The sequence below is a fragment of the Lachnoclostridium edouardi genome (assembly GCF_900240245.1).
Lineage (GTDB): Bacteria > Bacillota > Clostridia > Lachnospirales > Lachnospiraceae > Lachnoclostridium_A > Lachnoclostridium_A edouardi.
This window is the reverse complement of record NZ_OESQ01000001.1, coordinates 1,949,991-1,963,940: the sequence shown is the minus strand read 5'-3', so window position 1 is coordinate 1,963,940 and position 13,950 is coordinate 1,949,991. Positions and strand designations below refer to the sequence as shown.

Sequence of the window (13,950 nt, the reverse complement as noted above, 5' to 3'; positions counted from 1 at the left end):
TGTTTTGGGGCAAAAAAAAGAACAGCTGTAAAACAGCTGTCCTCCTTATATTTCTCAATTTAGTATTCTTGTTTAAACAACAAATCACTTTGCTTCCCTGTTTAATTATTTTTAATTTACTGCCTGATTCTCTTTTATATTCTGCATAACCTTAGAAAGCATTAATTCCATTTCCTCTGACAGCTTATCAACAGCTTCTAAATAAATTTGCTGTTTTAGAGCACAGTAGTCTGAATGGCACATAGATACCTCTGTACTTTTTCTATGCTCATTCTGTTGTTTTCTTAAATATAAGGTTCTCAGCAGATTAGAATTTTGCGTATTTAGCTTATCTAAATATTTGTCTACCATCTCCTGATTTCCTTTTGTAACTGCAGTTTCAAAGGCATGTCGGATTGCTCGTTCCACTCTGGAACTTGTAGTATTATGTTTTTTAGCAATCTCAGAATACAAAAGGCATATCTTTCCTTCTTGATAATAAGCATCAGCTTCAAACAGCTCCATTGCATCGCAAATGTAGCCAAACCCTTTTACGCCGGCTGGAATCCCAATGTCTAACAATATGTCTATAGTTGTATCTCTCATATTTTCCCCCTTCATAAATAGACAGCGCTGAATTTAGAAAATACTATTTTCTCGGCCTTCTTCCTTCTTGTATCTTCTGCGCTGTATATGAAAATAAAAACTTCTATTTTTGTTGTATTATGACTATTAAATGTTTTATTTTGTTTTATATTTTTATATTTTTATTGACATCGCAACTTTTTTCCTTTACTATATTATCCATATACGTACAATATTTCACTAACGAAAGGATGGAATGCCAATGAAGAACAGAATTAAAATTATCAGAACAAACGCTGGCATGACCCAAAAAGAATTTGCTGAAAAAATCGGTGTATCCAGAAATACTATCGCCACTTATGAAACCAGTTCACGCACCCCTATAGACGCGATTCTTTTTTCCATTTGCCGCGAGTTTAACGTAAACGAAACATGGCTGCGAACTGGTGAAGGAAACATGTATCTAGAAACTAATCCGGATCTTCTGCTTTCTAAATGGTTTGGATTGCTTCTCAGGGAAAAGCCGGATTCCTTTAAAAAGCAGTTTATCTTAACACTGTCCCAGCTAACTGAGGACGAGTGGCATGTTCTGCAACATATCACAACTCTTTCAACAAAAAAATAAATCTGCTTTAGGCAGATCCTAATAGAGCTTTGATAAATTCATAAATATATTTAATTTGTATGTCATCAGCTTGCTTTACCAAATTAATTATTTGTAATTTTCGATTCATAACTCCTCCATAAATAGATTTTTTCTGCTGCTAACTATGGATGTCTTGTACAGTTTACAATATATTTCTGGAAAAGTCAACCAAAATTATCATAATTCTTGATATTATTGATTGATTTTCAAAGTTTTTTGTAGTATACTATATGATAAATAAATAAGACCAGGAGGCTTGCTATGGGAATTGGAGATAAGCTACGTAGCCGCAGGCTAGAATTAGGACTCACAAGAAATCAACTGGCTCATAAAGTATGTGTAACACCTTCAGCTATTGCTAATTATGAAAATGACATCAGCACTCCCAAGACAGAAATTTTAATTTCTTTGATTAATACCCTTGGGGTTGATGCCAACTATCTTTACCTTGATTATCTCACTAATAATATGATTCGCACTATTTACGGCCATGATTTAAGCCAGGAAGAAAAAGATTCTATTGAAAAATACAGGCACCTGGACGAAAACAGCAAGCAGCTTGTCCGTATGATAATTGATTCTGAATACGAACGTATCCGCAAAGAAGAATGGGGGTCCTTTCCTTGTCTCATTCCAGGAATCCGCAAGGCAAATACTGGATTTCTGCTTCAGGAACGGCCTATAACATATAAAATTAAACGGAAAGATATTCCTGCAGATCTGGCCTTTTGTTTTCAAATTCAGGTGGACGAATATGAGCCTGTTTTCAAAAAGTACGACGTTTTAGCCCTTTCTGATCAACAGGCCACCAACAATGAGATGGGTATTTTTTGTTTAAATAAGGTGTGTTATATTCGTTCTCTGCGCCATGACGACACCGGCTGCAGGCTTCGAGCATTAAATGTTATGGACCCTGATATAGAAGTGCTGCCTGAGGATAATTTCCACTGTATCGGAAAAATTATAGGCAAAGTAAACGGGTTGTTTGATCTGGATGATTCATCTCCTGGCTCATTGCCGGAAAAATAAAATTTCGCTGTTTATATAAGGCCGATTGCTTTTGAGAATCCGCTGTAATCCGCTGTTCTCTGCCGCAATCGGCCTCCTCCGTGCCCTGGGTCGATAACCACAACCGGCCCGGTCTCTGTATGCTCCCCCTTTGCCAATGTTTGTGAAGTGTCCAGCCCTCCGTGTCTGGCCACCAGAAATACAACAAACAACAGCATAATTCCCATTAATGATTCTGCAATTGTTTTTCTCACCTTTACCATCCAAGCATTAAACTTATTTTAATATATCGCCGTTTTTGTCCAAAAAGAACTCTTCCCCGTCTCTCACATGCATACTGTTATAATCTCTGTCTGCGTCATCTATTATAGATCCCACGTAATCTGTAAGAACAACGGGATATGATTTTTCCTGCCACAATATATATGCCGGATCGTTGATAGCAGTATCCGCAATCTCCTGCGCTCTTCCCTGATAATAATAGTCATTTAATTCCGCATAAAAGGCGCACATTTGGCGGCGCTCTTCCTCCGTCAGGTCCGTAAATCTCTGCAGCACGCCATAGGCCTCGTTCTGAAATACTCTCCGCAAAAAGGGAGTTCTAAATTCTTCAAACTGCAAAAGGTCCATTTTAGGGCTTCCATGCTTTAACGCCCATCCTGAAACATCCACCTTCTGAGTTCTGTAGTCAAAATTATCCCCATCTTCAAACTCCAGAATTCCATACTGGCAATCAGGCGTTGTCAGAGAACTGGTCACAATTTCCCTGATAGTCCCAGACCCCTTTGTTTCATCCATGTGCTGCACATGAAGATGACCACTTAAAAACAAGGATATATCCCATCCCTGAAGAATGTCAATCAGCTGGCTGCTGTGTTCAATGGTACAGTCCTGAACATAAACCTCGCTTTGATCTAAAAGATTGTGATGGGCAAAAGGCAGAACTATCATTTCATTGTCCCATGCGTCCTCCAGCTGCTCCTCAATCCAATCATATGTATCAGGCATAATGGCGCCGCCTACCTGAGCATATCCGCTTTGATACTGACAGGTATCCAGCATTAACACTCTGATATCCTGATTCAGCTGATACATATAGCTTAATGTGCTCTCATCGCGGCTCATACAGTCCTCATATCCAAACTCCCTGTATATTGTCTCAAAATCCTGAGGCAGTGTATATTCTGCCGGATAAGTATTATCCTCCAGATAACCTGCCGCCTTATGATTATTAATATCGTGGTTGCCCGGAATCACAAGAACTGTGATTCCTTCCTCCTCCACTGCCCTCAGCTTCTCTGCCAGCTCCTCATGGCTTAATTTTTCACCTTCTGAGCTTATATCCCCAGTAAGTATAAGGGCATCCGGTTTCTGCTCTATGACCTCCTCCAAAAATGCATCTGTAATTTGATCCATATATGTAACAAGGCGGCCGTCCCCGTATTCTACCATATGTTGAAAAGCCTGACCGTAATCTGTCAGTTCCTGAGACAAATAATGCACGTCTGTGCCTATTATAATTTTTACTCCATCCAGCTTTCTAAGCTTGTTTTCACCTTTTTCCTCTTCCTCAGGAGGGCTTTCCATACTTTCCACGCTCTCCCTTGTCTGCTCTTCCTTCTCAGCAGTTGACGGCATAGTTGTCTCTACTTCTGAGGAAGCCTCCTGGCTTTCCTGCCTTTCTGCAAAGGAACATCCCTGCATGATAACAGCAGCAGCTATTATAATAGCTGCCGCCGCCTGTTTTTTCATTATCTTATATTTCATGGATTAATCACTTCCCACAATTCTTCTGGCTCAAAGCCCAGCTTCCAGCAGGCCACGCCCGCTATATTACTGTCCTCCACAGCCTTTATTTTCAGCTCTATAGACCTGCTGTCCTCCATCCAAATATATTGACTGGACTCTTCTCCTACTAACTGGCCATAATACTGACCCAGCTGGTCGTCCCATGTCAGATCTACTTCATTTTCCGCCACCCACTGCTCCGCTTTTTCTATTCCCATTGCCGTGGATGTAGTTTCCCCGTCCTTTTCCGTCCACACTCTAGTAAACAGAGGGATTCCGTTAATAAGCTTTTCCTTTGGAACACTTTGCAGCGTATTTTTAATCCCCTGTTCCACATAGGGCAAAGAGGCTACAGAGCCCATTTCACCGCCTGCGTAATGCTCGTCATACCCCATGACAATCACATAGTCGGCCACAATCCCCTGCTCTCTTCTATTATAAAATTCATTATACGCCGCCGGAACATAGTTATCAACTGATAAAATAATTCCCTTTTTCCTGCATTCTACTGACAGCTCTCTGATAAACTGCACATAATGAGGCCCAGCCTCTTTTTTAATTCCCTCAAAGTCCAGATTAATACCGTCTATATCATATCTTTCCACCTGATCCATCAACCCGGCAATTAACTTTTTCCTTGTGGAAGTAGGCGCAAGCAGCTTCTCTGTCTGCACATCTTTACTGAAATTATCCAGCAGGGCCCACACCTGCAGCCCTCTGCTGTGAGCATTATCTACATAAGACTTGCTTGCAAGAGACTTAAAATTCCCCTGATTATCTGAAAGAGCAAACCAGGTAGGTGAAATCACATTAATCCCCTTTGTCCCCTCCAACATACTGTCTAAAGTATCATTGCCCGCCATAGTCGTAACCTGATGCCAGGCCAGGCAGACCCTCTCCCCTAAAGACTGACTTTCATATACAGGAGCCTGAAAGGAGCTTTCAGGCACGCTGACCTGCACCTGGGACAGCCTTTTATTTTGAATATATCCTAAGTAGCCGGAATCAGTTCTCACATAAGACCATTTATCCATTTGATCCAGCACCTTCACTTGAGAGCCTTTTAATGCCTCTGCTGCAATCAGGCTTTTTACTCCGCCCCGGACACGAATACTGCTGTCCTTTTTTATTACAGCCGTTGTCTCCTCCTCCCAAAGATTATTAATATAAATCCGCTTTACATCCTCTTTATCAAAGGTCTCCATCCTTACGTCTGTGTAATTGGCCACTAAACCGGCAGATAAGTAAACCTGCCCTTCCTTTTTAAGAAGCAGATGGCTTCCCATGCTGCCTAATGTCTCTTCGTCCGCATACACAATAGAATCCGGCAGGGCGTAGACCAAAATATTCTCAATACTGTCCCAATAAAACCGCTCATTTAACTGTTCATTTACCCATTCAACCGGAAGATAAGTCTGTCCCTCTGCATAAACTCCCTTTTCCTCCTGCAGCACCTCGTTTAAAATCAAAGCAACCTGGTCGCCGTTTACCTGAAACAGCTCTCCAGAATCTGCCCACTCCTTAACTGGCGAATATTTTTTATATACCATATAGCCGCCTGCGCCGGCAGCTGCAAAAAGAATCAGAATCATCAAACATGTGATAAAATGCATCAGTCTTTTCATTTGTTTATCCTCCGGATGATGGATTAATATAATTATTTACACCGGGCTTACTAAAACCTGGCCAAGTGTTCATATTATACCATATGCAGCATAGTACTGCTTATTAATTTTTCTTTACGTTTTGATTGCCCTTTTTATTTGTTTATTTTATCCTCTGTTATGGCTGCAGACTGAATGTGATATTTCCAGGCCTTATTTGTTGTACACCTTATCAAAACGTATTTCTTTCAGACAGCCGGCCTCTGCTCCTATATAGTCTCCCATATAAAAGCTTCCGTCCTCCTGGATTTCAAATAAAACTTCCAGATCCTTCTCGTCTGCCAGCTTATCGTCAATATATATGAGAACACCTTTCTCCTTATACCGTTTTAAGCCCCGCAGATAAGATTGACGCTCCTTCTCATCCAGCTGCTTTTTTCTATTTTTCATACCACTCTTCTCCCTTTAGGAGCCGCCTTATATTCACAAGGACTAGCTGCTGTGACACAAAGCCTTAAAAAGTCAGCTCCTGAAAAATTTCTGGAAAAATTTCAGCGTCTCCGAATCTACTGTATAAGCGTCTACTGAAAAAGGAATTTCATAAAATGGGATTCTAAGTTTTTTCTTTATTTCTCTTTTGGTCTGCCCGCTTCCAAATACAGCGGCATATTCCCAACCCTTACACCCCTTCCTCCCATTTGTCAGAATTTCCATAAACGCTCCCAGCCGCCACTCAATGCACGAGCCAATGACCAGCTTTCTCCGGCATCGTACAAAATCCTCCCTGTTATCCTTTGTCAATACACCAAAATCAATAATAATATACTCATACTCTTTTTCCAGGCAATCTGCCAGAACTGTCCCGCAGCTTTGCTTATAATAGTCCACATCTAATATAGAAAAGAATTCTATTTGAGAAATCCTTCCCTTGCAGATTTTTTCCATTGCCGCAAAGTCTTTGCTGCAGTTCCACTCTAATAGCGCAGTTTTTTTCCTGGGCACTCCAGATAAATAGGAGGCGGCCATAATACAGAAATGGGTAACTCCCGTTCCTTTTCCGGCTCCGCAGACCCCTATTACCTCTGCAGTTTTTCTGTAAACGCCCCCACTTTTCCCTTTAAATACCTTAATACGCCTCTCCCTCTTCCCTTTGGCAGCCCGGTAATACTGGTAAACAGAGCCTTATAAAAATCAGCGGCATCTGAATTCAGGTGAAACGGGTCGGCAAAATAAGGAGCCTTTAAGCAGCGCTTTTTGGCTCCCTTCACAGACAATCTCAGCCTGCACCGGCCTGTGGCCTGGCTGCACACCAAATACCATCCCGGCGATTCTTTTATATTGTCCGCGCCTTTCTCCGCCTCTTTTATATTCCACCACTTTCCTCCTGCCACCAAAACTACTGCATCGCAGCAGCTGTCGCCGGCGCTTTTCCAATCCTGCCCATAATCATATACTCTCCATAATCCTTCCGGCTCTTTAAACTTTACCCAATCGCCGTACTCAGGCCGCAAATCGCAGCCGCAGACTCTCACAATCCCTGCGCTGTCTGGCTGGCAGCCTAAATACTCTGCCATTTCCATAATGGCTCCAGAAGAATTTCTTTCTTCATATATACATGGATATCCCAGAATTGTTAAATACTGAGCAAAACCAATAGAAAAGTGAGTGGCTCCCGCTCCAGGGCTTAACCCTGCCACTGCTATTGTAAGAGATGGTAATGTTATTTTCTGCCTGCCACAGGCTGTCTGCAAATTCAGTAAATGCTCCAGCAACTCCAGCTGCTCTAACAGCTCCTTCACTGACTGATACCTTTTTTCCCGCTTTTCTTCCCTGCAGCGCTTGATAATTGCCGTCAGATCCCCGCCTTTTTTAGAGCCGGAAAAACACTTTTCGTCCTCCCTGCCTCTTAAAAAGCGCAGCAGCTCACCGACAGCATAAATGTCCGTCCTTTCGTCCAGATCTTCATCTAAATACTGCTCTGGTGCGGCATACCCTACTGTCCCATAACGTTTTTCAATACTGCTGACTTCATTTAAAAAAATAGCCTGGCCAAAATCAACCATTTTTACAATGTCCCGACATAATAATAAATTTTTAGGCTGTAAATCTAAATACAAAATGGGGTTTGGTTTTGCAGAATGCAAATAATCAACCAGACGGCAAATCTGTATCCCAACTGATACAATCATTGCCATTGATAAGGGGCCCTCTGTATTCACAATGTGATATAAGGACTTTCCTTCCAGATATTCTTCAATAAGATAATAATTTGTTACATCTTCTTCCACATCATATATAATAGGAATTCCGGGATGACGAAGCTTTTTCAGAATCATAGCTTCCTGGTACGCCTGCCTGTGGTCCGCCGTATGCTTTGAAATCACCTTAACCGCTCTGTATTCCCCCAAGCTAATGTGCTCCGCCAGATACACGACTCCTGTCCTCCCTGTGCCGATAATACTGCACAGACGGTACTTTCCTAACAGTGTAGTATCTTTAAAAATTTTCACCTCCTTCAATGCCAATACCACCTCTTACTGCATATTCTAATATATCCTGCCTCTGTTTACAATTATTTTTTCTTGTTATTCCCTAAATTTTTTCTAAAATTTCCACATAGTAATTGATATTTTGCTGTATGATATAGTATAGTTATATTGAAGGATTATGACCTTTTTTAATCATATAGAAAGAAGTGTATCCTATGAAGATAGAACGAGTAAATGAAAACCAGATTCGCTGTACCCTTAGCAGCTTTGATTTAAGCGTGCGCAATCTGAATCTTGGAGAACTGGCATACGGCACAGAAAAAGCCCGCAACCTTTTCCGCGAAATGATTCAGAAGGCTTCCAATGAAGTGGGGTTTGAGGCTGATGATATCCCGCTTATGGTGGAGGCAATTCCCCTATCCAGTGAAAGCGTTATGCTGGTGATTACTAAAATAGAGGATCCGGAAGAATTAGATACACGTTTCTCTAAATTCTCACCTATGCAGGAGGAGGAAGATAATATAATTTCTTCTCTGGCAGGAGAATACTTAGAGGGCGCAGATGTTTTTTTGGAAAATTTTTCGGAAAACAAGCAGCAGGGACCGGAAAATCATTCCTCTGCAGATGCCGGCGCCTCTGTCTCCCCTGTCAGAATATATTCCTTTGATAAACTGGATACTATTATCGAGGCCGCACATGCTGTAGGACAACTCTTTAATGGCAAAAATAGCCTTTATAAGAACCCGGAGAATAATCAGTACTATCTGATTATTTATGGAGATGATCCTAATTCCCCTATATTCAGCAAGGTTCTCAACCTCCTTGCAGAATACGGAAGCAAAGTAAAATTTGAGTATGCCGCCGAGGCCTATTACAGGGAGCATTACGAGTTAATCACAAAAGACTATGCGCTGCAGGCACTTTCTTCTATTTAATATAGAAGAAAAGCTGCAGCAATAAAGGCTGCAGAAAACTGCGCCGGACAATACCGGATCATCAGTTTTTTTGCAGCCTTTATCATTATTCTCTAGTTGCCAGTATTTCATTAATCTGGGAAACTAATGTATCGCAGTCAATGCCATGAACCATGCAAGCCTCTGCCAAAGATTCTCCTTGTGAAGATGGGCAGCCCAGACAGTGCATACCTGCACGCATCAGAATAGGAGCAATACACTCATCTACCTGCAGCAGCTGGCCAATTAACATATCTTTACTAATCTGCATTTAATTTTCCTCCTTTACTTGTATTATGATTACTATAATACTTTTTCCTCTTGTTTTCAAGGCTAAGTATTATGAAGATATATGATAATATTTTAACAATAAGCAAAATCCCTCTTGACGTGTATACAGTATTCTTTTATAATAATGGTATCATAATATTAGATTTACTTTTATATTATGTTTTATTAATTAATATTACTTATAAATTTTACCAAATTTTCCAGCTATACTACAGGAGGTTCAAAACGATGAGAAATGAATGGAGAACATTCCAACATGGCGTATGGGAGCGTGAGATTAATGTACGTGATTTTATACAAAAAAACTACACTCCATACGACGGCAATGAAGCCTTTTTAGCCGGCCCTACCCAAAAGACAAAGGACCTTTGGGCTCAGGTAATGGAGCTCTCTCAAAAAGAGCGGGAAGCCGGCGGCGTCCTGGATATGGACACAAAAATTATTTCCACTATAACATCCCATGGTCCTGGATATCTGGATAAGTCCAAGGAAACCATTGTAGGTTTTCAGACAGATAAGCCATTTAAGCGCTCTCTTCAGCCTTACGGCGGCATACGTATGGCAGAAAAGGCCTGCCTTGACAACGGATATAAAGTAGACCCTGAAATCAGCGAGTTTTTTACTAAGCATAGAAAAACACATAATGCCGGTGTATTTGATGCTTACACTCCTGAAATGAGAGCGTGCCGTTCCAGCCACATTATTACAGGTCTTCCTGATGCATACGGCCGCGGACGTATTATCGGAGATTACAGACGAGTTGCCCTTTACGGCGTTGACCGTCTTATCGAAGATAAAGAGGAGCAGAAGGCGACTACCCGTACTATTATGTATTCTGATGTAATCAGGGATAGAGAAGAGCTGTCAGAGCAGATCCGCGCTCTTCATGAATTAAAAGAGCTGGGCAGCATTTACGGTTTTGATATTTCAAAGCCTGCCACAAATGTACAGGAAGCAATCCAGTGGACCTACTTTGGATATCTGGCTGCTGTAAAAGAGCAGAACGGCGCGGCTATGTCCCTGGGACGTACTTCTACTTTCCTGGATATTTACGCACAGCGTGACCTGGCTGAAGGCACCTTTACAGAAGAGCAGATCCAGGAATTTATTGATCACTTTATTATGAAGCTTCGCCTTGTAAAGTTTGCCAGAACTCCAGAGTACAATGCCCTTTTCTCCGGAGATCCTACCTGGGTTACAGAATCCATCGGCGGTGTGGGAATTGACGGACGCCACATGGTTACTAAAATGTCCTTCCGTTACCTTCACACCCTGGAGAACTTAGGAACAGCTCCAGAGCCAAACTTAACTGTGCTTTGGTCTACAAGACTTCCTGAGAACTTTAAACGTTTCTGTGCAAAATCCTCTATTCAGTCATCTGCTATTCAGTATGAAAACGACGACTTAATGAGAGTAACTCACGGAGATGATTATGCCATTGCCTGCTGCGTGTCATCTATGCGCTTAGGCAAGGAAATGCAGTTCTTCGGCGCCCGCGCAAACCTGGCAAAATGCCTTCTTTATGCAATTAACGGCGGTATTGACGAGGTATCTAAAAAGCAGGTTGGACCAAAATACCGTCCAATCACTTCTGAATATCTGGATTATGATGAGGTTATGGAAGCATATAAGGATATGATGCGCTGGCTGGCCAGAGTTTACGTTAATACTTTAAATATTATTCACTTTATGCACGATAAATATTGCTATGAAAGACTTCAAATGGCTCTTCACGACAAGAAAGTAACCAGATGGTTTGCAACTGGCATTGCAGGACTTTCTGTTGTAGCCGACTCTCTTTCTGCAATTAAATATGCAAAGGTGCGCACAATAAGAGATGAAAACGGCATTGTAGTAGATTATGAAGTTGAGGGAGATTTCCCTAAATACGGCAACAATGATGATCGTGTAGACAATATTGCCAGCGAATTGGTTCACACCTTTATGAACTACGTAAAAGGAAACCACACATACCGCGGCGGTATTCCTACTACTTCTATTCTTACAATTACTTCCAATGTTGTTTATGGAAAGCATACAGGCTCTACTCCTGACGGAAGAAGAGCAGGCGTTCCATTTGCACCTGGCGCCAACCCAATGCACAGAAGAGATACCCACGGCGCAGTAGCCTCCCTGGCTTCTGTTTCCAAGCTTCCATTTAAGGATGCCCAGGATGGTATTTCCAATACCTTCTCTATTGTTCCGGATGCCCTTGGCAAGGATTCTCAGGTATTTATGGGAGATCTGGATATTGAATTAGAAAACTGCTCTGACGGCGCCTGCGCTGGAGCTACACTTTTTGAGGGTCTTGACAGAGAATAAAACTTTGAAAGGAGAAACAATTATGACAAACAATAATATTAACGACACACAGGTAGACAACCTTGTTTCTTTATTAGATGGCTATGTACAGCAGGGTGGACATCACCTGAATGTAAACGTATTTACAAAGGAAACCTTATTGGATGCTCAGGCTCACCCTGAGAATTATCCTCAGCTTACTGTCCGCGTATCTGGTTATGCAGTAAACTTTAATAAGCTGACAAAGGAACAGCAGGATGAGGTTATTTCCCGTACCTTCCACTCTCAGATTTAATTTTTAAATATCTGAAACAGAAGAAAGGAGCTGTGTTTATGAAAGGACACATCCATTCTATAGAAAGTTTTGGAACAGTAGACGGACCAGGCATACGCCTGGTCGTCTTTTTCAAGGGCTGCCCTATGCGCTGTCAATACTGCCATAACCCTGATACATGGGAAATGAGCGGCGGCACGGAAATGGAAGCTGAGGAGATTATCGCTCAGTTTCAATCAGCAAAAGCTTACTACAAAAACGGGGGAATTACTGCCAGCGGCGGCGAGCCCATGGTACAAATAGATTTTCTGATTCACCTTTTTCAGCTGGCAAAGGAGAATCAGATTCACACATGCCTGGATACCTCCGGCGTTACCTTCCGCCCTGATAATCAGGAATATTTATCTAAGCTGGATAAACTTTTAGCTGTCACAGATCTAGTTATGCTGGACATTAAACATATTGATCCAGAGGAACATGAAAAGCTTTGCGCCCAGCCAAATGGAAATATTTTGGCTTTTGCCAGGTATTTAGATCAAAAAAATATTCCTGTATGGATTCGCCACGTAGCAGTTCCTGGCATCACATTTAAAAGGGAACCTTTATACCGTCTTGGACGTTTTATAGGAGGCCTTTCCAATGTAAAAGCCTTAGATGTTCTGCCTTATCACGATATGGGTAAAGTAAAATATGAACGTCTTGGCATCCCTTATCCCCTGGCTGATGTTCCCCCTTTATCAAAGGAGGAGGCAAAGCAGGCCAGAGCCGTAATTCTACAGGGAATCCGGGATTTCAGAGGGGAAAAACAGCAGTAAAATGCTTCTAATTTTAAACAATAGCAACATCATTTTCCACTTGAATAATTTACTGTTATAGTATAGAATAAAACTAATCTAAAATATAAGGAGGAACAAAATCATGGCATATGTAATTAATGATACTTGCGTTATGTGCGGCGCTTGCGCTGGCGAATGTCCAGTAGACGCTATCTCTGAGGGAGATGGAAAATACGTAATCGATGCTGATACATGTATCGACTGCGGAACATGTGCAGCTACATGTCCAACAGGCGCTATTGAAGGCTAATTATCATACATAAGAGGGACTGTTGCAAAAACTGACGCTCCTTTTTAAGGCTGTTATATTTTTATCCTGCTTTTCGCAGCAGATAAAATATAGCAGTTTTAAGATTGTAAGCGCAAGTTTGGCAGCAGTCCCTTTTTGTTCCTTTTATCATAACTTAAAACCAGGAAAGCGAGGATTTTAATATGAAAAAACCACTGATCGGCCTTAGTCCTTATCACAATACCTCTAATAATGATATTTATATGCGCCCTACATTTATGAGAGCCATCTCTGCAGTAGGCGGCATCCCTGTAGTACTGCCTTTAGAGGCCTCTGAGGCTGATATAGAACAGCTGGCAGAGACTTTGGATGGCTTTCTTTTTACAGGCGGGCCGGATGTTCATCCTCTTTTATTTGGAGAAGAAACTCATCCTAAATGCGGCAATGTATCGCCGGAAAGAGATTCCATGGAAATGGCTCTTATTACCTCTGTTATGCAGCTTCAAAAGCCAGTTTTAGGAGTGTGCCGCGGCATTCAGCTGCTGAATATTGCTCTTGGGGGAGACATTTATCAGGACTTATCTTCTCAGTCCCCTGAACACGCTTCTGTCTGCCATGATCAGCCTTTTGACTATCACACTCCCTGCCACACTGTAGACGTAGTGTCCGGTTCTCTTCTGGCAGAAATCACCGGAGAAGAATCCTTACTTGTCAACAGTATGCATCATCAGGCTGTAAGAGAGCTTTCCCCCTGTCTCAGCGCCTGCGCCTATGCCCCCGGACATTTAACAGAAGCCTTGGAGTATCCTGGCTATCCTTTCTTTCTGGGCGTTCAATGGCATCCGGAATATATGTGGAACAGACAGCCGGAACAGAAAAAGATTTTCCAGGCGTTTGTGGAAGCCTGTAAATAAAAGGAAACCTGCAAATAAAAAAATCAAGCGCCAGCGTACAAAATACACTGGCG

16 protein-coding genes are annotated in these 13,950 nt (G+C 41.8%); 8 read left to right on the top strand and 8 right to left on the bottom strand.

Annotated features, from left to right (window positions below):
• Positions 1-111: 111 nt before the first annotated feature.
• Complete coding sequence (locus C1A07_RS09290; RefSeq protein WP_101876861.1) at positions 112-585, bottom strand: sporulation initiation factor Spo0A C-terminal domain-containing protein; 474 nt, start codon at positions 583-585, stop codon at positions 112-114.
• 241 nt (positions 586-826) lie between these two features.
• Between C1A07_RS09290 and C1A07_RS09285 the strand changes: the two genes are divergently transcribed.
• Both C1A07_RS09285 and C1A07_RS09280 read left to right on the top strand, forming a co-directional pair.
• On the top strand, positions 827-1,189 hold the full coding sequence (locus C1A07_RS09285; RefSeq protein ID WP_101876860.1) for a helix-turn-helix transcriptional regulator: 363 nt from the start codon (positions 827-829) through the stop codon (positions 1,187-1,189).
• A 282-nt stretch (positions 1,190-1,471) separates the two neighbouring features.
• Positions 1,472-2,239, top strand: a complete 768-nt coding sequence (locus C1A07_RS09280) for an XRE family transcriptional regulator (RefSeq protein WP_101876859.1) — start codon at positions 1,472-1,474, stop codon at positions 2,237-2,239.
• A gap of 11 nt (positions 2,240-2,250) precedes the next feature.
• Here the strand turns inward: C1A07_RS09280 and C1A07_RS09275 are convergent, their stop codons facing one another.
• From C1A07_RS09275 to C1A07_RS09250, 6 genes are all read right to left on the bottom strand, one after another.
• Positions 2,251-2,472, bottom strand: a complete 222-nt coding sequence (locus tag C1A07_RS09275; RefSeq protein ID WP_101876858.1) for a hypothetical protein — start codon at positions 2,470-2,472, stop codon at positions 2,251-2,253.
• A gap of 22 nt (positions 2,473-2,494) precedes the next feature.
• Entirely contained in the window at positions 2,495-3,985 is a 1,491-nt protein-coding gene (locus tag C1A07_RS09270) for a metallophosphoesterase (RefSeq protein WP_242972288.1), read from the bottom strand.
• Positions 3,982-5,631, bottom strand: a complete 1,650-nt coding sequence (locus C1A07_RS09265; RefSeq protein WP_101876857.1) for a glycosyl hydrolase family 18 protein — start codon at positions 5,629-5,631, stop codon at positions 3,982-3,984. Before C1A07_RS09265 ends, C1A07_RS09270 begins: the two co-directional genes overlap by 4 nt.
• 192 nt (positions 5,632-5,823) lie before the next feature.
• On the bottom strand, positions 5,824-6,060 hold the full coding sequence (locus tag C1A07_RS09260; RefSeq protein WP_101876856.1) for a hypothetical protein: 237 nt from the start codon (positions 6,058-6,060) through the stop codon (positions 5,824-5,826).
• A 72-nt stretch (positions 6,061-6,132) separates the two neighbouring features.
• Entirely contained in the window at positions 6,133-6,555 is a 423-nt protein-coding gene (locus tag C1A07_RS09255; protein ID WP_145996047.1) for a hypothetical protein, read from the bottom strand.
• A 131-nt stretch (positions 6,556-6,686) separates the two neighbouring features.
• The gene (locus C1A07_RS09250; RefSeq protein ID WP_207654299.1) at positions 6,687-8,135 is read right to left on the bottom strand and encodes a serine/threonine protein kinase; all 1,449 of its coding nucleotides are present in this window, start codon (positions 8,133-8,135) and stop codon (positions 6,687-6,689) included.
• Positions 8,136-8,314: 179 nt separating this feature from the next.
• On the opposite strand from C1A07_RS09250, the gene C1A07_RS09245 reads away from it, so the two are divergent.
• Positions 8,315-9,034 carry an adaptor protein MecA gene (locus C1A07_RS09245; protein ID WP_101876853.1) on the top strand — a complete coding sequence of 240 codons (720 nt, stop codon included), beginning with the start codon at positions 8,315-8,317 and terminating at the stop codon, positions 9,032-9,034.
• An 85-nt stretch (positions 9,035-9,119) separates the two neighbouring features.
• On the opposite strand, the gene C1A07_RS09240 is transcribed toward C1A07_RS09245, so the two are convergent.
• Complete coding sequence (locus C1A07_RS09240) at positions 9,120-9,323, bottom strand: DUF1858 domain-containing protein (RefSeq protein WP_101876852.1); 204 nt, start codon at positions 9,321-9,323, stop codon at positions 9,120-9,122.
• Between the two features lie 248 nt (positions 9,324-9,571).
• On the opposite strand from C1A07_RS09240, the gene pflB reads away from it, so the two are divergent.
• From pflB to C1A07_RS09215, 5 genes are all read left to right on the top strand, one after another.
• Positions 9,572-11,665 (top strand): formate C-acetyltransferase, encoded by a 2,094-nt coding sequence (gene pflB, locus C1A07_RS09235; RefSeq protein WP_101876851.1) that lies wholly within the window; start codon positions 9,572-9,574, stop codon positions 11,663-11,665.
• Positions 11,666-11,687: 22 nt separating this feature from the next.
• Positions 11,688-11,939 carry an autonomous glycyl radical cofactor GrcA3 gene (gene grcA3 / locus C1A07_RS09230; protein ID WP_101876850.1) on the top strand — a complete coding sequence of 84 codons (252 nt, stop codon included), beginning with the start codon at positions 11,688-11,690 and terminating at the stop codon, positions 11,937-11,939.
• Positions 11,940-11,977: 38 nt separating this feature from the next.
• Positions 11,978-12,733 (top strand): pyruvate formate-lyase-activating protein, encoded by a 756-nt coding sequence (pflA, locus tag C1A07_RS09225; RefSeq protein ID WP_101876849.1) that lies wholly within the window; start codon positions 11,978-11,980, stop codon positions 12,731-12,733.
• A gap of 103 nt (positions 12,734-12,836) precedes the next feature.
• Complete coding sequence (locus C1A07_RS09220) at positions 12,837-13,004, top strand: DUF362 domain-containing protein (protein WP_101876848.1); 168 nt, start codon at positions 12,837-12,839, stop codon at positions 13,002-13,004.
• A gap of 182 nt (positions 13,005-13,186) precedes the next feature.
• A complete protein-coding gene (locus tag C1A07_RS09215; protein ID WP_101876847.1) occupies positions 13,187-13,897 on the top strand; it encodes a gamma-glutamyl-gamma-aminobutyrate hydrolase family protein in 711 nt (236 codons plus the stop codon).
• Positions 13,898-13,950: the final 53 nt, after the last annotated feature.